A 21,954-nucleotide genomic window follows, 5' to 3' on the forward strand; every position below is an offset into this window, starting at 1 on the left:
CCATTAAGATGCGCGGCAAATTTGCTCGGGCCTTTTCGTTTATCACGTCGTCCGGGCGACCATAATGAAACGACGTCAAAGCCTGATTTTGGCGTCAAACCACGGATTGTTAGGCTTATCATATGCTTGCTGGCATTCGCACATTTTCGAAATCAATCTTCGCCAAGATTATCTTTGGCGTGATTGCACTGAGCTTCGTGATCTGGGGCCTGAACGCATCGATGCTCAATCTGGGCACCTCGCGTGAAGTTGCCGAAATCGGCAGCCAACGGATCACCCCGGTCGAACTGGATCGCGCCTTCCAGCGTAGCGTGCAGAATATGCAAAACATGTTCGGACCGAACTTCAACCAGCAGCAGGCCATTCAGATGGGCCTTCTGAACAATACGGTGCAGTCGCTCGTATCCCAGAAGATCCTGCGTGAGGATGCCAAAAACATCGGTATCGGCATCAGCGACGAAGCCGTCCGTGATCAGATCTTCTCTTCTGACAGCTTCAAGGATCCGACCACCGGCCAGTTCAGCCGTGACCGCTTCCTGCAGGCCCTGTATCAGGCTGGCTACACCGAAAACGAATTCATCAACGGTGTCCGTGGCGACATGATGAGCCAGCAGGTTGTCAGCAGCCTGACCAACCCGGCAACGGTGCCAGACATCATGGCACGCCAGATCGTCGCTTACCGCAATGAACAGCGCAGCGGTTCGTTCTTTACGCTGAACAAGGATGCCTTTGCTGACATCGAACCGGCTGATGACACGACCCTTCGTGCCTATCACGAAGAAAACGCGGCCCAGTTCACCGCACCGGAAAGCCGCAATGTCACCCTTGCAACGCTGAGTGCCGCTGACCTGATTTCGACCGTCACCGTAACCGACGAAGAAATCAACGATGCCTATGCACAGCGCGAACCGGAATTCCAGACCCCGGAAAAACGCACCGTCGAACAAATCCTGTTCTCGCCGAACGAAGAACAGACCGCCCGTGAAGCCTATAAGCGCCTGACCGAAGGTGCAGACTTCATGACGGTCGCCAAAGAAGACGCGAACATGGACGAAGCCATGGTCAAACTTGGCCAGTTCACCGCAAATGACATCCTGCCCGATCTCCGCGATGCGACCTTCTCGCTTGACGAAGGCGGCATCTCCGAGCCGGTTGAAACCGCCCTTGGCTGGCACATCATCCGTGTTCCGTCGATCACCCCGGGCAGCACGCAAAGCCTTGATGAAGTTCGCGACATCATTGTTGACGGCCTCAAACAGTTCAAAGCCGAAGACGCCATCTATGATCTGGCGGCCACCTTTGACGAAGAACTCGGTGCCGGCACCCCGATCGAAGACGCCGCACGCGATGTTGGCGCAAAGACCTACAAGCTTGACGGCATCGTCCGTGGCGAAGGCCTTGCAGGTCAGAACGTTGACGGCGCAGACGAAATCAACGCCAAAATCTTCGAGCTCGAAAACGGCGAGGAAAGCTTCCTTGAAGAAACCGCTTCGGGCACGCGTTATGTCGTTCGTGTTGAAAACGTAACCCCGTCGGCCCTGCGTCCATTTGACGAAGTCCGCGACGAAGTTGTTGCCGCATGGACCGCCGAAGAACGCCAACGCCTGATGATGGAAAAGGCCGAAGAACTGGCTGGCAACATCAACACGTCCGGTGCGGATCTCGCAACCCTCGCCTCCGAAGACGGCGCAGAGGTTCGTGAAACCGGCCTGACCCGCCGTACCGGTCGCGGTCTTGCAGATGACGTCAACCCGGCGGTTGCCGCTGCCCTCTTCACCCTTGAAGACGGCAAGGCCAAAGCCGTCCAGACCGGCGAAGACGTCATGATCGTCAAGCTTGATGAAATTCAGGCCGCCGACATCAACACCGCCGATGCCGCGCCGGTAAATGACGAGCTCAAGGAAGCCCTTAACGAGGACATCCTTGCGCAGTATCTCAACTACCTGAACGAGGAAATCTCGGTCAGCGTCAATAACAGCGTGATCAACGAGCTTTATCAGCCGACCGCTGCAAACTGATACACATCCAGGGGCGACCGGAAAATCCGGTCGACCGGAAAATCCGGTCGCCCTTTTTCTATCTCAAAGACGCCATCGTCAAACCGACCAAGCCCAACCATCGGACAGATCATGGAAATCAAACCGGATTTCACCAGTTTCAAGCAAAACTACGACAACGGCATTTCACAGGTTCTCTGGACTTCGCTGACCGCCGATCTTGATACGCCGGTCTCGGCCTTTCTCAAGATCGCTGAAGGCATGCCAAACACCTATTTGCTTGAATCTGTTGAAGGCGGATCGGTCCGCGGGCGTTATTCCTTCCTCGGTCTTAAACCCGACCTGATCTGGCGCTGCTTTGGCAACAAGGCCGAACTCAATCGCCGTGTGATGGCCGATGCCGACGCCTTTGTGGCCGAGCCTGACGCCCCGCTTGACAGCCTCAAGAAACTGATCGCCGAAAGCCACATCGAACTGCCTGACAACCTGCCACCCATGAGTGCCGGTCTGGTCGGCTATATGGGCTATGACACTGTCCGTCTGATGGAAAAGCTGCCCGACAGCAACAAGGACGAGCTTGATGTGCCCGATGGCATTTTCATCCGCCCGACCGTGACGGCAAGTTTTGATACCATCGAAGACACGGTAACCGTGGTGACGCCCGTGCGCCCGGAAAAAGGCATTTCGGCTGATGCGGCCTATGATCTGGCCTGCGCGCGGCTTAATGATGTCGTCCAGCAGTTCCAGCGCAACCTGTTTATCGACCGCCGCTCCAAATCGGTGCCTGATACCCTACCCGAACCAAAGGTCAGCGTCACCGAGGCCGGATTTCACGACATGGTCGAAAAGGCTAAGGATTACATCCGCGCGGGCGACATCTTTCAGGTGGTCCTGTCGCAACGCTATACGCTGCCCTATCAGCTCCCGCCCTTTGCCTTTTACCGGGCATTGCGCCGCATCAATCCGTCGCCCTTCATGTTCTATCTCGATATCGGCGGTTTTCAGGTCGTCGGGGCCAGCCCGGAAATCCTGGTGCGCCTGCGCGACGGCGAAGTCACCATTCGCCCGATTGCCGGCACCCGTCGCCGCGGCAAAACGCCCGACGATGACAAAGTCATGGCGCAAGACCTGCTCGACGATCCCAAGGAACGCTCCGAACATCTGATGCTGCTCGATCTTGGCCGCAATGATGTCGGGCGTGTTTCCAAACCGGGCACCGTGCGCGTCACCGACCGCGAACAGATCGAATATTATTCCCACGTCATGCATATCGTCTCAAACGTCGTCGGCCAGATTGACGAAACCAAATACGACGCGATGGACGCACTCAAGGCCGGCTTCCCCGCCGGGACCGTGTCGGGTGCCCCGAAAGTCCGCGCCATGGAAATCATTGATGAACTGGAATCGGTGCGCCGTGGCATCTATGCCGGGTGTATCGGCTATATCTCGGCCGACGGTTCGATGGATACTTGCATTGCGCTGCGCACCGCCGTCATCAAGGACGAAAAAATCCACATTCAGGCCGGTGCCGGTGTCGTCGTCGACAGCAAACCGGAACTCGAACACAAGGAATGCCAGAACAAAGCCGGCGCCCTCATGGCCGCCGCCCGCGAAGCCCATCGCTTCGCATAGTTCGCGATCCCGCAAACAAAAAGGGCTGCAGTTATCCTGCAGCCCTTTTTCGTGTCCGTCAGATAAACCTACTAGCCGGTCACACTTTGCATGGATCGGCGCAGCACATCTGTAATTGGCACCAGAACAAAGCCCTTGGCCTGAATTTCGGGGATCCATTTGTGAAGCGCCCCGATCGTCAGATCGCGCGGATGACCAATTGCAATGGCAAAGCCCTGTTTGCGGGCGACATTTTCGGTGCGGGCCAACATATCGGCGATCTTGGCCGCATCATCAGCATCATCAATAAAGATATCACGTGTAATCGCCGGGACGCCAAAGCTGCTGGCTGTGGAATAGCCAACCGAGTCTGCGCTGGTCCGGCTATCAAGGAACATCAGGCCGCGTGACTTCATGACTTCCATGACAACACGCATGCGTTCGGGATCGGCGGTAAATTTGCTGCCCATGTGATTGTTCACACCGACATAGCCATCAAACCGATCCAGCATCCAGGCCATCTCATTGAGGATGGTCTGGCGGTCATAGCTTGCCAGCAACGCATGCGGCCCCGGATCAACCGATGCAGATGACGGTTCCATCGGCATATGCAGCATCACCTCATGACCGGCCTTGCGCGCGGCATTGACCTGTGCCTGCAAATCACGGGCATAGGGCAGATAGGAAATCGTGATCGGCCCCGGCAGATCGACCGTTTTGGCGGTGCGCGGCTGATCAAGGCCGGCATCATCAATCACAATCGCAATCACCGGCTTGTCGCCAGTATCCTGTGTCAGTGCGGCATATTTCTGCCACGGCTGATTTGTCGGGCCAACGGTTGCAACCGGAACATCATTGCCACTATCACCCGGAAGAATATCCCCGCCCTGGTCCGGTTTGCGTGCGGCCGGTGCCGGTACAAAGTCCGTCAGTCCCTGCCCGCCTTGTCCGGTGGATCGCGTCGTTTCACTGTTTTCGCCGACCAGATATCCCGTCCGTCCACGCTCGGAAACATTGGCATTTTCCGAAAGCTTGTAATCCTTACGAAGCTTCGGGGTCGGTTCCGGCTCGGCCAGGGCATAATTCGGTGCGCTTTGATCCGATGCGCGGCCAAATTCATCCGACGCGCGATCAAGTTCAAGCATGCTGCCAACGGCAATAATGGCCGACAGCGTACCTGCAACAAAGGCCCCGCCCAGCATCAGGCGACCAATGCCACCCGATTTCTTTTTCGGGGCGGTCTTTTTACGAGTGGATTTCTTGGGTGCCGCCTTCTTACGTTTGGCGGTCGGTGCCCGGGTTGCCCGGCGTGCCACGCTGTGGTCTCCAGTATTCGTTTGCTGGGATGCTCGTAGCGGCCAAACACACGGTTCGGCCCCTTCCCATATGGTGATTATATACCGATCAAATCGGTTTGTGTTTTCACGTTTTTAAAACGCCTCTGGTTAGCACCCGGTTAAAGAACATTAACGACCGAGCACCAACGTGCATTTAGATCGCGAAAAACCCTTGCTCTGCTTCTGCTTGACGTAGCGACAAGGGCGTTTATTCTCTGGCAACTTTAATGTGCACAGGCCTTTCCTCCGATGTATCTCCTCATCGACAATTACGACAGTTTCACATTCAATCTGTGGCACTATCTGCGCGAACTCGGCCCAGAGGTCGAAGTGCGCCGCAATGATGAGATTACCGTGGATGCGGCCATGGCGCTCAATCCCGAAGGCATTGTGATTTCGCCCGGTCCTTGCGATCCGGAACGCGCCGGTATCTGCCTTGACCTGATCAAGGCCGCCGCGGGCAAGGTCAAGCTGCTTGGCGTCTGTCTTGGTCATCAATCGATCGGTCAGGCCTTTGGCGGCAAGGTGATCCGTGCGCCCGAATGCATGCATGGCAAGACCGATGCGATGACCCATTCCGGCACCAGCGTTTTTAAAGGCCTTCCCAGCCCGTTTGAGGCCACCCGCTATCACTCGCTGGTGATTGAACGCGAAACTTTGCCCGACAGCCTTGAAATAACGGCCGAAAGCGGAGATGGTCTTATTATGGGCGTGCGTCACAAAACCCATCAAATTCATGGTGTCCAGTTCCATCCCGAAAGCATCGCTTCGGAACATGGCCACGCCCTGCTTAAGAATTTTATCGACTATACCGGTGCCTGATACGCTCCGGACCGCAAACCAAGGAAGACCCGATGTCGACTGATCATGATCTGAAGCCAATTCTGGCCAAAGTCGCAGATGGCGAAAAACTGACCGAAAGCGCCGCCGAGGCGGCCTTTAATGTGCTGATGTCCGGTCAGGCAACGCCATCGCAGATGGGGGCTTTCCTGATGGGCTTGCGCATTCGTGGCGAAACCGTTGATGAAATCACCGGTGCCGCACGTGTCATGCGCGAAAAGGCAACCGGCATCATTGCCCCGGAAAACGCGGTCGATACCTGCGGTACCGGTGGTGATGGCAGTGGCACCTATAACATCTCGACCGGGGCTGCGATTGTTGCCGCCGCCGCGGGTGCCACCGTTGCCAAGCACGGCAACCGTGCCGCATCGTCCAAATCCGGGTCTGCCGATGTTTTGATGGCGCTTGGCGTTAATCTTGATGCCGATATGAAGCTTCTGGAAAAGGCGCTTCGCGACATCAATCTTTGCTTCATGATGGCAACCCGTCACCATTCAGCGATGCGTCACGTCATGCCGACCCGCGTTGAAATGGGCACGCGCACCATCTTTAACCTGCTGGGACCGCTGGCCAACCCGGCCAAGACCAAACGTCAGGTTCTTGGCGTTTTTGCCAAACAGTGGGTCGAACCGATTGCCAATGTATTGAACCGTCTGGGATCGGTGCATGCATGGGTTGTTCATGGCCACAGCGGCCTTGATGAAATATCGACCACCGGCCCGACCTATGTTGCCGAGGTCAAGAACGGCAAGGTCACCACATTTGAAATCAGCCCAAGTGATTTTGGGCTCGAAACCGTAACGCTTGACGACCTCAAGGGCGGTGATGCCGATGTCAATGCCAGAGCGATTACCGACCTTTTGGCCGCCAAGAAAAGCCCGTACCGCGACATCGTTCTGATGAATGCGGGGGCGGCACTAGTGGTCACCAGCATTGCCAGTGATCTGGCCGACGGCATCAAAAAGGCCGCAGACGCTATTGATAGCGGCAAGGCTGCCGAGACCCTGCAAGGGCTTGTGAAGATCACCAACGAAGGAACCCCGGCGTGAGCGACGTACTAGCCAAAATCTGCAACGACAAACGCGATCACGTTGCGGCCTGCAAGGCGCGCAAGACGCTTGCTACCCTCGAGGCCGAGGCAAAGGCACAATCAGCCCCGCGTGGTTTTATCAAGGCGCTTGAAACCAGTGTTGCCGATGGCCGTTATGGTCTGATTGCTGAAATCAAAAAGGCATCGCCTTCCAAGGGGCTGATCCGCCCGGACTTCAATCCGCCGGAACTCGCCAAGGCCTATAAGGCCGGCGGGGCAAGCTGCCTGTCGGTTCTGACCGACATCCCCTATTTCCAGGGCGATGACAGCTATCTGGTCGCGGCCCGGGCCGCAGTCGATCTTCCGGCCCTTCGCAAGGACTTCATGGTCGATCCCTATCAGATTACCGAGGCACGTGCCCTTGGCGCGGATTGCATCCTCCTGATTATGGCAGCCCTTGAAGATAGCCTGGCGGCTGAACTTGAAGATGCCGCGCACAGCCTTGGCATGGATGCTTTGATCGAGGTGCATAACGCCCCGGAACTTGAACGTGCGCTCAAGCTCAAATCGCGCCTTGTGGGTATTAATAACCGCAACCTCAAGACCATGGAAATCTCGCTCACCACGACCGAGGAACTGGCAAGCATGGTCGGCGGTGATCGGTTGCTGGTGGCTGAAAGCGGCCTGTTTACCCCTGATGACCTTGCCCGCATGGCAAAGGTCGGCGCTGAGTGTTTCCTGATCGGCGAAAGCCTGATGCGCCAGGACGACGTCGCAACCGCCACCCGCAACCTGCTCGGCCTTGCGGCCTGATCAATACTGGACAGAACCAATGGCAGACAAGCTTTCCCATATTGATGCCGGTGGCAACGCGGTGATGGTCGATATTTCGGCCAAGGCAGAAACTGCACGCACCGCCATTGCCAAGGCACGGGTTCTGATGTCTTCCGAAACGGCAAAGCTGATTGCGGATCGCGGCCATAAAAAGGGTGATGTTCTTGGCATCGCCCAGCTTGCCGGGATCATGGGCGCGAAAAAGACCCCCGATCTGATCCCGCTTTGTCATCCCCTGCCCCTGACCTCTGTCACCGTCGATCTCGAACTGGCAGAGGGTGTTGATGCGGTCGATATCACCGCCACCTGCAAGACGACCGGCAAGACCGGTGTCGAGATGGAAGCCCTCACCGCTGCCTCGGTCGCGGCATTGACGGTTTTTGACATGTGCAAGGCGGTTGATAAAAGTATGAGGATTACCGATTTGCGGGTCACCCGAAAAGAAGGTGGCAAGTCGGGCACCTTCATCGCGGACTAGCTTCCTGTCCCCACAAACCGCCTACTATTCACATTTTTTGAAGGATCATGGCGATTATTCGGTTTTTCCATCAAATCGCACAGAGCCGCTTGACCCGCGAAAAGAACTAAAGTAGAACATCTGTGTATCCTTTTTGTTCTTTTTACAGGTTCGGGAAATAACATGCTGACGCGCAAGCAATATGAGTTGCTGGTCTATATAGACAATTACCTTCGCGATCACGGGATTTCGCCCTCTTTCGATGAAATGAAAGAGGCCCTGAACCTTAAATCCAAATCCGGCATTCACCGCCTGATCACAGGCCTTGAGGAACGCGGCTTTATCCGCCGCCTTGCCCATCGTGCACGCGCGCTTGAGGTCGTCAGACTTCCGGAAAACAGCGATGATGACACGCCGGAAACGCCAAACAATGTGACCTCGCTTGCCAGTGTCCGAAAGGCCGCACACCGGCCAACCACGGTGCCAACCGCCTTCTCGGAGGCCGGAGAATCCGTTGGTTTGCCGCTCTATGGCCGGATTGCTGCCGGTACACCGATCGAGGCCCTTCGCGATCAAACGACCATGGTGCAGGTCCCGGCCGCCCTGCTTGGCGCCGGTGATCACTATGCCCTTGAAGTATCGGGGGATTCGATGATTGATGCCGGTATTTTGGATGGCGACACCGTCCTGATCCAACGCTGCGAACAGGCCCATGATGGCACGATTGTGGTGGCGCTCGTCGATGACAGCGAAGCCACGCTTAAGCGCCTGAAACGCGGGCGTGGTGAAGTTCTGCTGGAACCGGCCAACGCGCGCTATGAAACCCGCGCCCTGTCACCGGACCGTGTACGCATTCAGGGCCGTCTGGTCGGGCTGCTGCGTCAGTACTGATTGATTGCGCGACGTTATCAACCACAAACGCCCGGTGCTTGTGCCCGGGCGTTTTTGTTTTGTGTGCGATCAGGTTGTTAGCGCCCTGCTCTGCCGCCGATGATGATCCAGGGCCAATTGCCGGTTTCCGCTCGGACGGTGTTGATGACAGGCTTTCCATCTGGCTTCGACGGCAGCTTGATCGCAACACCGCCCTGCCACCACAGAACGTCATCATCGATGATCACACGCGCGCCAGAGGCCTGACAGGTGGTTGGTAGATCTGTTTTCAGGCTGACAATGATATCTGCATTACGGCAGGCATAAAACGGATTGGCAATACGGCTTGCGACGATGATCCGTGACTGAACGATGTTAGCGCTAACACCCAGGGAACACGGGTCGTTCTGGCAGGACTGTACGCGGCTTTGTTCCTGTTCGGGGCGAATGCCAAAGCGGCTCATCCAGATGCCTTTTTGAAAATCATTCAGCCGTGATGAGGTATGCAGGATACCGGCATCGGGATCATAGATCGCCCAGCTTTCGCGGTCGCCTGATATCAGAATTTCGGGTTCTTTGTGCAGTGCCTGAAAGATGATGGCGGCAAAAATCACCGGAATGACCGGCACGATCATCACCTTGTCGCGCCAGATGACGATCCATGCCAAGGCAAACAGTCCCAAGGCAACCGCCAGCATATCAAGGCCCGAGACATACCAAAGCCCCCAGTCCTGTGCGGCGACCAGTTCGGCGGTTTCCAACAATACCGTCAATCCGGGCTTGATCGCGGCCAGGGAGAGCCCCGACAACCCAACCGGCACAAGCGCCAGCGTCACGACGATCCAGGGCATCACCCAGAATGCCATGACCGGAATGGCGACCAGATTAGCAAGTACGCCCAGCATCGAAATACGGCCGAAATGATAGCCGATGATGGGGGCTGTCACCGCCGTCACGATCAGACTGGTCAGGAGCAAACCGGCAAGATAAAGGCCAGTACGCTCGTACCAGGACAGCATTCCCTGCCGATCCAGCCAGCGTCGGCCCGGCCCGTCATAAAACGCAACAAGTGCGCCAACGGCGGCAAAGGAGAGTTGGAAACTGGCGCCAAGTGCCGCATCGGGCCGAAGGATCAAAACAATGATCGCGGCCACGCCCACAAGGCGCAGCGATATGGCACGGCGATCCAGCAGGAGTGCCAGCCAAACCACGAGCAACATAACAAAGGCGCGCTGGGTCGGAATGGTCGCCCCGGATAATCCAAGATAGACAAGCCCCGCCAGCATAGCCGCCATCGCCGCCCATTTCTTGATCGGATAGCGCAAGGCAATTTGAGGAATGGCAGCCAACCCGAACCGGATCAGGAAAAACACCGTCCCGCAAAGCAAACCCATATGCAGGCCGGAAATCGCCAACAGATGCGCAAGCCCGGATTTGCGAAGGTTATCGGCAATATCCGGGGCAACCTCGCCACGTTCGCCGATGATCAGCGCCTTGGCAATTCCGGTTTCGGGACCGGTCATTTCATCGCTGATGACGGCTGAGATATATTGACGCGCCCTTTCAATACCGACCAGCAACACATTGTTATTTATATCTTTTTGATTTTCCAGAACTTCGAACTGTCGTCCAAAGACAAAGCCGGATGCGGCAATATTGCTGAAATAGAGATTGCGTGAAAAATCCGGGTCGCCGGGAACGGCAGGTGCGCGCAATGGAAAGAGACGTGCGTTCGCACGGATCTGATCGCCAATTGAAAGCGCACTATCGCCCAAGAAACTGAGCCTTACATTCCAGTCCAGTTGGTCTTGGGCAATGCCGACAATCTCGGACGGCTGGACGGTGGCGCGGATGCGTCCGTTCCGCGGTTCCAGCGCAATGATGGTGCCAGTAACCTCGGTCGTGTAGAGCGTTTTTGTCGGGATGTTATCCGGGCCAAGTTCGGTATGGCTGGCACTTGTCAAAGCCCCGAATGCCAAACTGGCAAGCAGCTGAAACGCGAAGGCCAGAGTGGCAAGTCGCCGCGACATCCAGAAACCGCAGCACAGCAGAATCACCGCCAGAGCAATTTGACCAAGCCCGATACGCGCAGGGAGCAAGAAATACCCGGCACAGCCCAACCCAAAGAAGATAACCGAGGACAGAAACCATTTATTTCTTTGGCTTGTTACAACAAAATTAATTTGTGAGAAAATACCCACAAACAATTGTTTTAATTTAACTTTAGCTTTCGCCGTACGACGAATGTCCAATAGCCCGCCTGCCGCATAGTTTCTATCTAACATCCGCTGTGGTGCAACAGCGTGTCATTTGTGCTATAGCCTGCACGCCAAAAGTCCTCAGGACAAGCGACAACATCCAAATAACGGATAGATTGAATGACGGTTGTTACCCGTTTTGCCCCGTCTCCGACCGGGTTTCTGCATATCGGCGGCGCACGCACCGCACTTTATAACTGGCTATATGCCAAACATACCGGTGGCAAGTTCTTGCTCCGGATCGAGGACACCGACCGTGAACGTTCAACGCCCGAGGCCGTAGACGCCATTTTTGACGGCTTGAACTGGCTTGGCCTGACCGCAGACGAAGAGCCGACTTTCCAGTTTGCCCGTCGCGACCGCCATGCAGAAGTCGCCCAACAGCTTCTTGATGCCGGGAAAGCGTATTATTGCTATTGCTCCCCCGAGGAGCTGACGGCCATGCGCGAGAAAGCCCGCGCAGAAGGCCGTCCGATGAAATATGACGGCACCTGGCGTGATCGCGATCCGTCCGAGGCACCGGAAGGTGTCAAACCTGTTGTCCGCGTCAAGGCGCCGCAGGAAGGCGATGCCGTGATCAATGATCAGGTGCAGGGCGAAGTTCGCGTCGGAAACGAGCAGCTTGACGATTATGTCATCCTGCGCGGCGACGGAACGCCGACCTACATGCTTTCGGTCGTGGTTGATGACCATGACATGGGCGTTACCAACGTTATTCGTGGTGACGACCACCTGACCAACGCATTCCGTCAGAAAGTCATTTATGATGCCATGGGCTGGGATGTTCCGACCTTTGCGCACATCCCGCTGATCCATGGTCCGGATGGCGCCAAGCTGTCGAAACGCCATGGCGCGCTGGGTGTTGATGCCTATCGCGATGAAATGGGCTTCTTGCCCGAGGCCTTGAACAACTATCTTCTGCGTCTTGGCTGGGGCCATGGCGATGATGAGGTCATTTCGACCGAGCAGGCGATTGAATGGTTTGACATCACCGATGTCGGCAAAGGTGCTGCACGCTTTGATTTTGCAAAGCTGACCAACCTTAATGGCATCTACCTGCGTCAGGCCGATGACAAACGCCTTGCAGACGAGATTTCGCCGCTGGTTGCCAAGCAAATTGGTGTCGATGCACTTGATGCGTCGCAAAAAGAAATCTTGATCAACGGCATGGTAGGCCTTAAAGAAAGGGCCAAGACTCTTATCGAGCTCGCCGACTCTTCGGCTTTCTATGTTACCGATGGCATTACGTCCGTTAACGAGAAAGCCCAGTCCCTGATTGATGGTGCACCTGAAGGTCTGTTCAAGGAACTGGCCAACAGTCTTGAAGCGCTTGATAGTTGGACCGAAGAGGACGTTGACGCAAGTGTTCGTGCCATTGCCGATAAGTTTGAGTTAAAGCTTGGCAAAGTTGCGCAGCCCTTGCGGGCGGTGCTTACAGGCTCCAACTCTTCACCAGGCATTTTCGAAGTAATGATTGTGCTTGGCAAAACCCAAACGCTGAAACGCATTCGCCATTTTGATGCATAACAACAGCGAATTAAGAAAAACTAATAACCCGTTTGCGCTTTGTGCGCCGCAGCATTATGCTGCACACAACTTGAAACCGTGTTCGTTCAAACAGGGAAGGAAAAATAGTCATGGCATCTAATCCCAAGACTTCCCACACCGTGACAATGACCGACAATGCCACTGGCAAGTCGTTCGATATGCCGGTGATTGAGGGCAGTGTAGGCCCGTCTGTGATTGACATCCGCAAGCTGTATGCTGAAACCGGATATTTCACCTATGATCCGGGCTTCACTTCGACCGGCTCTTGCCAGTCGGAACTGACCTATATTGATGGCGACGTTGGTATTCTGCGTCACCGCGGTTATGCAATTGATGAACTTGCAGAAAACGCCGACTTCCTCGAAGTCTGCCATCTGCTGCTTTATGGTGAGCTGCCAAATGCCGCCGACAAAGCCAAGTTCGAGAATGATATTACCATGCACACCATGGTCCACGAACAGATGCGCAATTTCTATAACGGTTTCCGCCGTGATGCGCATCCGATGGCGATCATGTGTGGCGTTGTTGGCGCATTGTCCGCGTTTTATCATGACAGCACCGACATCAACGATCCGAAGCAGCGGATGATTTCGGCCTATCGCCTGATTGCGAAAATGCCGACCATTGCAGCGATGGCGTATAAATATTCCATCGGTCAGCCATTCCGTTATCCGAACAACAAGCTCGGTTATGCGGAAAACTTCCTGCAGATGATGTTTGGCAACCCGTGTGAAGACTATGAAGTCAATCCGGTTCTGGCCAAGGCAATGGATCGCATCCTGATCCTGCATGCTGACCACGAACAGAATGCGTCGACCTCGACCGTTCGTCTGGCCGGTTCTTCGGGTGCCAACCCGTTTGCATGTATTGCTGCTGGTATCGCATCGCTTTGGGGTCCGGCACATGGCGGCGCAAACGAAGCCGTTCTGGTCATGCTCAACGAAATCGGCGATGTGAAAAACATCCCGGAATACGTTGCAAAAGCAAAAGACAAGAACGATCCGTTCCGTCTGATGGGCTTTGGTCACCGCGTTTACAAAAACTACGATCCGCGCGCCAAGGTCATGCAGGAAACCTGCCACGAAGTTCTCAAAGAACTCAACATCAGCGACCCGCTGCTTGACGTTGCGCAGGAACTGGAACGTATCGCACGTGAAGACGAGTACTTCATCGAGAAGAAACTCTATCCGAACGTCGACTTCTATTCGGGCATCATCTTCAAGGCGATGGGCATCCCGGTCAGCATGTTCACCGTGCTGTTCGCTGTTGCACGTACCGTTGGCTGGATTTCCCAGTGGAAAGAGATGATCGAAGATCCGTCTCAGAAAATCGGTCGTCCGCGTCAGCTGTTTACCGGTGTTGCAGAACGTCCATTCGTTCCGGTCGACAAGCGCTAAGCCGCGTCGACATCGACAGATCAAAGAAAAGGCCCGGAATTTTCCGGGCCTTTTTGTATTTGTGAGGCAGCTTTAACCTGCCCCACCATATCTTCCGGGCTTACCAGCTTCCGGTGTTTTCCATGCTGGCCCACGGTTCAGCCGGGGCGAGGCTTTCGCCTTTCTGCAGGAACTCGATGGAAATGCCGTCCGGGGAACGAACAAACGCCATGCGCCCATCACGCGGCGGACGGTTAATGGTAACACCCGCATCCATCAGTTTCTGGCAAAGCACATAAATATCGTCGACTTCATAGGCCAGGTGCCCGAAATTGCGCCCACCGGAATAGCTTTCCGGGTCCCAGTTATAGGTCAGTTCAAGTTCCGGGGCCTTGACGGATTTGGCACTTTCGACGTCCGCCGGCGGTGCAAGATAGATCAGGGTGAAACGGCCCTGCTCGCTCTCGATCCGGCGGGTCTCTTTCATACCAAGAAGGTCGCAATAGAATTTCATCGATTCATCGACATTCTCGACACGTACCATCGTGTGCAGGTAGCGCATAACACTGACTCCGTTTTCAATTAATCAATGCGAAGAAACTAATTGCAATGCGGGTTTGATGCCACCCGTAACAGACTATTTTTTGGCGATGATTTTCAAAATCTGCTCGGCAGCCTTTTCGCTGGGCGGTCTGTCACCAAATCCCAGCAAGGTGCAGGCTTTATCAAAACCGTCGATCTGTGCGGCCCGTTCAGGGCTATCAGCCATCAGGGTTTCAAGAACCGGAATGATCTTTTTGGCCTTGCATTTATCCTGTAGGAACTCGGGTATCAGTTTTTTGCCAAGGACCAGATTAACAATGGTGACGGTATCGATCTTGATCAGGCGCTTTGCAATCCAGCCCGTCACAGCATTGACCTTATAGGCAATGACATGCGGCACACCGGCAATTGCGAGCTCCAGCGAGACGGTCCCTGATGCCGCCAGCGCACAGTCGGCCGCCGAAAACGCATCATGGCGTTCCTGATCGGTTGCGACAATAATCGGATCAAGTGGCCAGGATTTCACTTCTTCGGTGACGGTGTCGACGACCTTACTGACCGTTGGCACGACGATGCGTGCATCGGGGTATTTCGTGGCAACATCATCAATGACCTTGCGAAATACCGGAAGGAGGCGTTTGACTTCGGAATTACGGCTTCCGGGCAGAACCGCCAAAAGCTTCTGGTCCGGCTTCAGGCCATGTTGGGTGCGAAACCGCTCACCATCACCGTCATGGCGTTCTTCGACCGCTGAGTGGCCGATAAAGGTGGTTGGCAGGCCTTCTTTCTCGAAATAGGGCGGTTCAAACGGCAAAAGTGCGAGAAGATGATCGAGGAAACCCGCAATCTTCTTTGCCCGGCCTTCGCGCCACGCCCAGACCGAGGGGGCGACATAGTGCACCAGTGGGATGCCCTTGCCTTTCAGCTTCTTGCCGACCCGAAAGCTGAAATCCGGGGCATCAATGGTAATCACGACATCGGGTTTCTCGGACTTGGCGAAGTCCGCGGTTTGGGAAATGCGTTTGAGCAGATGTGGAATATGCGGCACGACCTCTGTCAGGCCCATGACCGACATTTCATTCATCGGAAACAGGCTTTTGAGGCCTTCACGCTCCATGCGTGGACCGCCGACACCGATAAAGCGAATATGATCCTGTTTGGCCTTAAGGGCCGCCATCAGGCGCCCGCCCAGTTGATCCCCGGATGCCTCGCCAGCCACAAGCATGATTTTCGGGCCAAGCGGCGCGGTTTCATTCGCCATTTTGTCGTTCCTCGTCCGGGAGGGACAGACCAACGACAAACATGCCCAACGCATCAGCGCGCGCAATCACCGCGGCGCGGTCAATGATCATGGTCCCACCGGCAAGCAATGCAATGCCACGCAGGCCAGCTTTATGGGCCTCTTCGACGGTTTTCATGCCGATGGCCGGCAGATCAAGGCGTTTGTCCTGTTGCGGCTTGGCGGACTTTACCAGCACCCCGCCAACACCATCACGGCGGTATTTGGCCGAGCGGCGCACCATTTCATCGGTGCCTTCGATCGCCTCAAGGGCCAATACCAGCCCCTGTTGCACGACACATCCCTGCCCGACATCAGCCTGCCCCAGTGTTCGGGCGACTGTCAGGCCATGGCGGGCATCGGTCATTGCCTGCTCATCGGGGTTGATGCCCCCAAGAACGCCTTCCTCAACCGCGAGATCGCCAAGAATTTCATGGGCGCCCAAAAGCCGGAAGCCTTCGCGTTCGAGCTCTTTACCGACAAGGCGAAGCAATCCGTCATCGCCAAGGGCCTTGGTGCCAACTTTCATCAGGAGTTTGGCTGCCCGCCAATCCGGGCGGATCGAGGAAAAGCTGGGCCGTGCGACCTTACCTGCCAGAACCACGTCCTGGCAATTTTCCTTGCGCATGGCATCGAGGATTTTCGATGCTGCACCGAGGCGGGCCGTTACATTCGGATATTGATCAAGGTCTGTATCATCGGCATAGCCATCAAGTTTGACGATGCAGACATCGCGGCCCATTGAAACAGCCGCGGACGCCAGACGGGCGGGAAGCGCCCCGCCCCCGGCGATAATCCCCAATTTCGGCTGCGGATTATCCTGCGGAGCTGTCATATTTTGGCGTGCATACGGAACGCATGCTTTCCGCTTTGAGGAAATTGATGATTTCCATCACCGGGCCGACGCCCTCAAAATCCTTGGCGACTTCTTCGACACGTTCGGCCAGAGTGCCTTCCTGTGCGAACAGAAGGCGATAGGCCTTGCGCAGCGAATGGATGGTTTCACGGTCAAAACCGCGGCGTTTCAGGCCGATGATATTCAGGCCCGAAAGATACGCACGGTTGCCGATGACAGACCCATAAGGGATGACGTCGCTTTCGACCCCGGTCATGCCGCCGATCATGGCGTGCTTGCCGATACGAACAAATTGGTGAACCGCCGAAAGACCGCCAACGATTGCGAAGTCTTCGACCACCACGTGGCCCGCAAGCGTGCCGTTATTGACCAGAATGCAGTGGTTGCCGACATGACAATCATGCCCGACATGGGCCCCGGTCATCAGAAGGCAGTCATCACCGATGGTGGTTTCCATACCGCCACCTTCGGTGCCCGGATTAAGGGTTGCGCCCTCGCGGATTTTGGTGCGTTTGCCAACGATCAAACGGCTGTTTTCGCCCTTGAATTTCAAGTCCTGCGGGGCATGCCCCACAGAGGCAAAGGGATAAACTTCGCACTGATCGCCAAGGGTGGTGTGACCTGCGACCGCGACGTGGCTGTGCAGTTTGACACCATCACCCAAGACAACATTCGGACCGACCACGCTATAGGGTCCGATTTCGACATCCTGACCAATCTGCGCGCCATCTTCGACAACGGCGGTTGGATGTACTTTTGACATTATCAGTTATCCCGGATCATCGCGGCGATGGTTGCCTCGGCAACGACTTGGCCGTCGACCTTGACCTGGCTTTCGAACTTCCAGACCGGGCCGCGGCTTTGTTTTTTGGTCACGTGGATGTGCATGACGTCACCCGGTGTTACCGGTTTACGGAAACGGGCATTATCAATGCTCATGAAATAAACCAGCTTGCCTTCGGCATCCGCGCCAAGGGTCTGAACGACCAGGATGGCTGCGGTCTGCGCCATGCTTTCGATGATCAGAACGCCCGGCATGATTGGCTGCTGCGGGAAATGGCCGGTAAATTGCGGCTCGTTCATCGTCACGTTCTTGATACCGGTGGCACGGACATCGGTTTCGATGTCGATGACCTTGTCAATCAGAAGGAACGGATAGCGATGCGGAATCATTTCCAGAATGCGCTGGATATCGACACTTACCAGTTCGGTCATGTGTGTAGCCCTTATTTCTTTTTTCGTATCAGACGCGACAAGGCGACCGTCTGTTTATGATATTCCATGACCGGAACGGCGGGACTTCCGCCCACAGTTTCCCCCGGCCCCACATTTTTCATGACACCCGACTGGGCTGCGACTTTCGCGCCATCGCCGATTTCGAGGTGTCCTGTAATGCCTGCCTGACCGGCAAGCACGACAAAATTGCCAATCTTGGTCGAGCCCGAGATCCCGACTTGCGAGACAACAACACAGCCCATGCCAAGTTCAACGTTATGGCCGATTTGCACCAGATTGTCGATACGACAGCCATTACCGATAACAGTATCCGGCCCTGCCCCGCGATCAATCGTGCTGTTTGAACCGACTTCGACGTCATTGCCAATGACAACCCGGCCCAATTGCGGAACCTTGGCGTGCCCTTGCGGGCCCATGGCAAAGCCAAAGCCGTCCTGCCCGATGCGGGCACCGGGATAGATCAGGCACAGATTGCCGATCAGGCTGTGGCTGATGGAGGCATTCGCACCCACCTTGCAACCCGCACCGATGACAACCCCGTCACCAATGACAGCATTGGATGCGATGATGGTACCATCGCCGATTTCGCAATTGGCACCGATGACCGCACCGGCATCGACCTGAACACCCTTGCCAAGCCTGGCAGACGGATCAATGACCGCATGATCGGAAACGATGCCATTGCCGGTTTCGAACGGATAGAACGCGGTTGCGGCCTTGGCATAGGCGCGATAAGGGTCCTTGGTCGTAAACAAGACCATGCCTTCGGGTGCACGCTCAACAAATTCCGGGCGCACGAAGCAGGCACCGGCCTTGCTGTTGACAAACGCATCAAGATATTTGCGATTGTCAAAGAAGCTCAGGATATCGCCATCTGCGTTTTGCAGCGGCGAGACATCCTGAAAGACCCGTGTTTCGTCGGGCGCATTGACCGGCGTTGTTTCCGTCAGTGCGGCGATTTCAGCAACACTGACGGGTCCCTTGCGGCTAAAGAAACGGGCATCCGCCATCAGGAGCCTTCCTTGAATTCAACCGTGATGGTTGGAACCTCGGCATTTGCGCGATCAAAAACTTCCTTGGTCGCATCCATGGTGGTTGCAAACAAAACGGCTTGACCACGATGCAAGACAAGGTTTGCGCCACGTTCTTCGGCGATGCTTCCGATGATTTCATTCAGGGCTTGCGAGAATTTGGACTGGGCCTCGGCCAGGGCTTGATCGAGAACACGGCTACGGGCCTGGGCAAATTTCTGGAAATCAGCGACTTTTTGCTGAAACTGCTTTTGTTTTTCCTGAAAAACGTCTGCAGCCAGCAGCGTGCGTTGCTGAGCGAGTTGTTTTTCTTCCTCGCGCAGCCCCTGCTCGCGGGTTTCGATTTCCTTTTGATAGGCAACCTGTCGATCGCGGATTTGTTTGCGGGCATCCTGCATCGCAGATGCTTCACGCATGATGCCGGCAAAATCGACAATCATGACGGAGGCAAAGTTATCCGGGTTCGGTTCTTGCGCCTGCGCAACATTGGCATGTGCAGAGAAACCGATAAGAGCGGAGAGAACCAGCAGATTACGGAGAGATTTGATCATTTTCATTAGAATCTCGTTCCGAAGTTAAGTCGGAACATTTCCTCTTTGTCGTGATCTTCTTTTGTGACTGCCTGAGAGATGTCAACACCAATCGGGCCGAACGGCGATTCCCAACCTACACCAAAACCGACAGAGCTTCGTAGAGTGCCCGTATCATAAATTTCGCCGGGACGGGCACCATCGACGTCCTGCCCGGAGCCGAAGTCACTAAACACGCGACCTGTTAAAGCAAACTCAGATGGAAGCCCGAGCGGGAAGTCTAACTGAACCGTTCCAGTGTAGTACAGTTTGGAACCCAAAGCATCCCCGGTCGCTATATCACGCGGGCCGACACCGGCAGATTCGAAACCACGCAGGTTTGAACCACCAACAGAAAAACGTTGCGAAATGCGGGTATCATCGTCGAACCCGAAAATGTAGCCGGTAGAACCACGGGTCGAGAGAACCCACTCATGCTCGCGATCGATCGGATAGTAATATCCGCCCTCAACGCGCGACCGCAAATATTGCTCATCGCCGCCAACACCGGCCAAATCATTTGACAGGCGGGCGAAATATCCCTCCGTCGGCGAAATCGAGCTGTCACGTTCATCATAGGTCAGAGTATGACCAATAGCGGACTCAACAAACTCGGTCTCTTCAGCCAACAGAAGTCGTGAAGCGCTGCTACGATTGATGTTTGAATAGCTATTGCTTTCGAGCGAGTAGCGGAACGAATGCGAGAGTTCCTCACTGTAGCGGAATCCCGCACGGAGACGTCCCCCGGTCTGCTCTTCATCATACGAGCTTTCGTCCTGATTATCTTCTTCACGACGATAGACATCAAAACCTGCAGCGATTTCGCGATCAAGGAAATACGGCTCGGTGAAGGACAGGTCGATCTGCTGGTCGGTTGAACCAAGCGTGAAGTTCAGGCGCAAATCCTGGCCTTTGCCAAGCAAGTTGCGTTCACGAATACCAAGCTGACCAAACGCACCATTATCCGTTCCGTAACCCGCACCAATGGAAAACTCACCGGTCGATTTTTCTTCGACATCGACCTCGATCACGGTCTGATCCGGCGACGCCCCCGGCAGGGTTTTGACATCCACAGATTTGAAGAAGTTAAGGTTTTCGATGCGCTGTTTGGAACGCTGCATCTTGGAGCTGCTGAACGCATCGCCTTCGACCAAGCGGAATTCGCGACGGATCACCTCATCGAGGGTTCGGACGTTGCCGACAACGTTGATACGTTCGACATAGACCTTCGGCCCTTCGGAGATGTTGAAGGTGATGTCAATGGTGCCGGTTTCACGGTTGCGCTGAACATTCGGGCGGATGTCAATAAAGGCATAGCCTTGATCCCCGACACTGTCGGTCAAAGCATCAACCGCATCGTCCACAAGGTTGGCGTTATACCATTCGCCGCTTTCAATCTCGATCAGCGGCACCAGGGTTTCCGGATCGATCTTGTCGATCTGTGAGACGACATTGATCTCGCCAAACTGATAGCGCTGCCCCTCGCTCACCGTGTAGGTGACAAAGAAATCCGAGCGATCAGGTGTCAGTTCGGCAACCGACGACAAAACCTGAAAATCAGCATAGCCGGCAGACAGGTAGAAGCGACGCAGGAGTTCGCGGTCAAAGGTCACACGGTCGGGATCGTAGTTATCGTCGGCCGTCAGGATTTTCCACCACGCACTTTCGGTGGTGCGGATCACATCAGACAGTTCGCCGTCGTCAAAGGCCTTGTTGCCAACAAAGTTGATTTTGCGGATACCCGTGGCATCCCCCTCATCAATCTCGAACGCCAGATCGACACGGTTCTGGTCAAGCTGGATGACCTTGGGCTCAACCGTTGCGGCGAAACGTCCGCTACGACGATAGAGTTCGAGGATACGCTGAACGTCGGCCTGCACCTTGGTGCGGGTGTAAACAACGCGCGGGCGCAACTGCAATTCAGCACTCAGGGTATCATCATCAAGACGCTGGTTTCCTTCAAACGCAATGCGGTTGATGATCGGGTTTTCAACGACATTTACACGCAAAATTCCCTGATTAAAGGAGAAGGACACGTCGGCAAACAGGCCGGTCGAGAAAAGCGCCTTGAGTGAACTGTTGATTTTCTGGATGTCGTAGGAATCGCCAGGTGCAACGGTGAGGTAGGCATTCACCGTCGCCGTTTCGATACGATTATTGCCTTCGACTTCAATGTCGCGAATCAGACCCGATTGGGCATGCGCAGCCACAGGAACAATCAATGGCGCCGTTCCGCCAAGCAGGGCCGTAATGACAACGGCCGCTTTTACCTTACGCAGCAA

The 21,954-nt window shown here is 55.3% G+C and carries 19 protein-coding genes; 9 read left to right on the forward strand and 10 right to left on the reverse strand.

Annotation, left to right across the window (positions count from 1 at the left end; genetic code table 11):
- Positions 1–122 precede the first annotated feature (122 nt).
- Positions 123–2,018, forward strand: a complete 1,896-nt coding sequence (locus TH4_RS13365; protein ID WP_064781476.1) for a peptidyl-prolyl cis-trans isomerase — start codon at positions 123–125, stop codon at positions 2,016–2,018.
- 111 nt (positions 2,019–2,129) lie between these two features.
- Positions 2,130–3,629 (forward strand): anthranilate synthase component I, encoded by a 1,500-nt coding sequence (gene trpE / locus TH4_RS13370; protein ID WP_064781477.1) that lies wholly within the window; start codon positions 2,130–2,132, stop codon positions 3,627–3,629.
- Between the two features lie 71 nt (positions 3,630–3,700).
- Here the strand turns inward: trpE and TH4_RS13375 are convergent, their stop codons facing one another.
- Positions 3,701–4,924 (reverse strand): divergent polysaccharide deacetylase family protein, encoded by a 1,224-nt coding sequence (locus tag TH4_RS13375; protein ID WP_064781478.1) that lies wholly within the window; start codon positions 4,922–4,924, stop codon positions 3,701–3,703.
- Between the two features lie 270 nt (positions 4,925–5,194).
- Between TH4_RS13375 and TH4_RS13380 the strand changes: the two genes are divergently transcribed.
- The 5 genes from TH4_RS13380 (at position 5,195) to lexA (ending at position 8,997) form a co-directional block, all read left to right on the forward strand.
- Positions 5,195–5,767, forward strand: a complete 573-nt coding sequence (locus TH4_RS13380) for an anthranilate synthase component II (RefSeq protein WP_064781479.1) — start codon at positions 5,195–5,197, stop codon at positions 5,765–5,767.
- Between the two features lie 32 nt (positions 5,768–5,799).
- On the forward strand, positions 5,800–6,834 hold the full coding sequence (gene trpD, locus TH4_RS13385; protein ID WP_064781480.1) for an anthranilate phosphoribosyltransferase: 1,035 nt from the start codon (positions 5,800–5,802) through the stop codon (positions 6,832–6,834).
- Positions 6,831–7,628: an indole-3-glycerol phosphate synthase TrpC gene (gene trpC, locus TH4_RS13390; RefSeq protein ID WP_064781481.1), complete on the forward strand. Its 798-nt coding sequence runs from the start codon at positions 6,831–6,833 to the stop codon at positions 7,626–7,628. Before trpD ends, trpC begins: the two co-directional genes overlap by 4 nt.
- A gap of 19 nt (positions 7,629–7,647) precedes the next feature.
- The gene (moaC, locus tag TH4_RS13395; protein ID WP_064781482.1) at positions 7,648–8,127 is read left to right on the forward strand and encodes a cyclic pyranopterin monophosphate synthase MoaC; all 480 of its coding nucleotides are present in this window, start codon (positions 7,648–7,650) and stop codon (positions 8,125–8,127) included.
- Between the two features lie 162 nt (positions 8,128–8,289).
- Positions 8,290–8,997 (forward strand): transcriptional repressor LexA, encoded by a 708-nt coding sequence (gene lexA / locus TH4_RS13400; RefSeq protein WP_064781483.1) that lies wholly within the window; start codon positions 8,290–8,292, stop codon positions 8,995–8,997.
- Positions 8,998–9,074: 77 nt separating this feature from the next.
- Here lexA and TH4_RS13405 read toward each other — a convergent pair whose 3' ends face one another.
- Positions 9,075–11,075, reverse strand: a complete 2,001-nt coding sequence (locus tag TH4_RS13405) for a ComEC/Rec2 family competence protein (RefSeq protein WP_245227862.1) — start codon at positions 11,073–11,075, stop codon at positions 9,075–9,077.
- A 279-nt stretch (positions 11,076–11,354) separates the two neighbouring features.
- On the opposite strand from TH4_RS13405, the gene gltX reads away from it, so the two are divergent.
- Together gltX and TH4_RS13415 are read left to right on the forward strand one after the other, a co-directional pair.
- On the forward strand, positions 11,355–12,761 hold the full coding sequence (gltX, locus tag TH4_RS13410; RefSeq protein WP_064781485.1) for a glutamate--tRNA ligase: 1,407 nt from the start codon (positions 11,355–11,357) through the stop codon (positions 12,759–12,761).
- A 110-nt stretch (positions 12,762–12,871) separates the two neighbouring features.
- A complete protein-coding gene (locus tag TH4_RS13415; protein ID WP_064781486.1) occupies positions 12,872–14,179 on the forward strand; it encodes a citrate synthase in 1,308 nt (435 codons plus the stop codon).
- A 100-nt stretch (positions 14,180–14,279) separates the two neighbouring features.
- Here TH4_RS13415 and TH4_RS13420 read toward each other — a convergent pair whose 3' ends face one another.
- From TH4_RS13420 to bamA, 8 genes are all read right to left on the reverse strand, one after another.
- Complete coding sequence (locus TH4_RS13420; protein ID WP_064781487.1) at positions 14,280–14,720, reverse strand: VOC family protein; 441 nt, start codon at positions 14,718–14,720, stop codon at positions 14,280–14,282.
- Positions 14,721–14,795: 75 nt separating this feature from the next.
- Positions 14,796–15,962 carry a lipid-A-disaccharide synthase gene (gene lpxB, locus TH4_RS13425; protein ID WP_064781488.1) on the reverse strand — a complete coding sequence of 389 codons (1,167 nt, stop codon included), beginning with the start codon at positions 15,960–15,962 and terminating at the stop codon, positions 14,796–14,798.
- On the reverse strand, positions 15,952–16,815 hold the full coding sequence (locus TH4_RS13430) for an LpxI family protein (protein WP_064781489.1): 864 nt from the start codon (positions 16,813–16,815) through the stop codon (positions 15,952–15,954). The genes lpxB and TH4_RS13430 overlap by 11 nt, the downstream gene beginning before the upstream one ends.
- Positions 16,796–17,599 (reverse strand): acyl-ACP--UDP-N-acetylglucosamine O-acyltransferase, encoded by an 804-nt coding sequence (gene lpxA / locus TH4_RS13435; RefSeq protein WP_008891194.1) that lies wholly within the window; start codon positions 17,597–17,599, stop codon positions 16,796–16,798. The genes TH4_RS13430 and lpxA overlap by 20 nt, the downstream gene beginning before the upstream one ends.
- 2 nt (positions 17,600–17,601) lie before the next feature.
- The gene (fabZ, locus tag TH4_RS13440) at positions 17,602–18,051 is read right to left on the reverse strand and encodes a 3-hydroxyacyl-ACP dehydratase FabZ (protein ID WP_008891195.1); all 450 of its coding nucleotides are present in this window, start codon (positions 18,049–18,051) and stop codon (positions 17,602–17,604) included.
- An 11-nt stretch (positions 18,052–18,062) separates the two neighbouring features.
- Positions 18,063–19,082, reverse strand: a complete 1,020-nt coding sequence (lpxD, locus tag TH4_RS13445) for a UDP-3-O-(3-hydroxymyristoyl)glucosamine N-acyltransferase (RefSeq protein ID WP_064781490.1) — start codon at positions 19,080–19,082, stop codon at positions 18,063–18,065.
- Complete coding sequence (locus TH4_RS13450) at positions 19,082–19,654, reverse strand: OmpH/Skp family outer membrane protein (RefSeq protein ID WP_245227865.1); 573 nt, start codon at positions 19,652–19,654, stop codon at positions 19,082–19,084. Before TH4_RS13450 ends, lpxD begins: the two co-directional genes overlap by 1 nt.
- Before the next feature lie 5 nt (positions 19,655–19,659).
- The gene (gene bamA / locus TH4_RS13455) at positions 19,660–21,954 is read right to left on the reverse strand and encodes an outer membrane protein assembly factor BamA (protein WP_336232768.1); all 2,295 of its coding nucleotides are present in this window, start codon (positions 21,952–21,954) and stop codon (positions 19,660–19,662) included.

Origin of the sequence: Thalassospira tepidiphila MCCC 1A03514 (genome assembly GCF_001662875.1) — a bacterium.
GTDB classification, from domain to species: Bacteria; Pseudomonadota; Alphaproteobacteria; order Rhodospirillales; family Thalassospiraceae; genus Thalassospira; species Thalassospira tepidiphila.

What these genes read in the sequence shown, in the direction of transcription:
- TH4_RS13365 (WP_064781476.1), top strand. Translation starts at nt 123, where the DNA reads ATGCTTGCTGGCATTCGCACATTTTCGAAATCAATCTTCGCCAAGATT.
- trpE (WP_064781477.1), top strand. Translation starts at nt 2,130, where the DNA reads ATGGAAATCAAACCGGATTTCACCAGTTTCAAGCAAAACTACGACAAC.
- TH4_RS13380 (WP_064781479.1), top strand. Translation starts at nt 5,195, where the DNA reads ATGTATCTCCTCATCGACAATTACGACAGTTTCACATTCAATCTGTGG.
- trpD (WP_064781480.1), top strand. Translation starts at nt 5,800, where the DNA reads ATGTCGACTGATCATGATCTGAAGCCAATTCTGGCCAAAGTCGCAGAT.
- moaC (WP_064781482.1), top strand. Translation starts at nt 7,648, where the DNA reads ATGGCAGACAAGCTTTCCCATATTGATGCCGGTGGCAACGCGGTGATG.
- lexA (WP_064781483.1), top strand. Translation starts at nt 8,290, where the DNA reads ATGCTGACGCGCAAGCAATATGAGTTGCTGGTCTATATAGACAATTAC.
- gltX (WP_064781485.1), top strand. Translation starts at nt 11,355, where the DNA reads ATGACGGTTGTTACCCGTTTTGCCCCGTCTCCGACCGGGTTTCTGCAT.
- TH4_RS13415 (WP_064781486.1), top strand. Translation starts at nt 12,872, where the DNA reads ATGGCATCTAATCCCAAGACTTCCCACACCGTGACAATGACCGACAAT.
- TH4_RS13420 (WP_064781487.1), bottom strand. Translation starts at nt 14,720, where the DNA reads ATGCGCTACCTGCACACGATGGTACGTGTCGAGAATGTCGATGAATCG.
- lpxB (WP_064781488.1), bottom strand. Translation starts at nt 15,962, where the DNA reads ATGGCGAATGAAACCGCGCCGCTTGGCCCGAAAATCATGCTTGTGGCT.
- TH4_RS13430 (WP_064781489.1), bottom strand. Translation starts at nt 16,815, where the DNA reads ATGACAGCTCCGCAGGATAATCCGCAGCCGAAATTGGGGATTATCGCC.
- lpxA (WP_008891194.1), bottom strand. Translation starts at nt 17,599, where the DNA reads ATGTCAAAAGTACATCCAACCGCCGTTGTCGAAGATGGCGCGCAGATT.
- fabZ (WP_008891195.1), bottom strand. Translation starts at nt 18,051, where the DNA reads ATGACCGAACTGGTAAGTGTCGATATCCAGCGCATTCTGGAAATGATT.
- lpxD (WP_064781490.1), bottom strand. Translation starts at nt 19,082, where the DNA reads ATGGCGGATGCCCGTTTCTTTAGCCGCAAGGGACCCGTCAGTGTTGCT.
- TH4_RS13450 (WP_245227865.1), bottom strand. Translation starts at nt 19,654, where the DNA reads ATGATCAAATCTCTCCGTAATCTGCTGGTTCTCTCCGCTCTTATCGGT.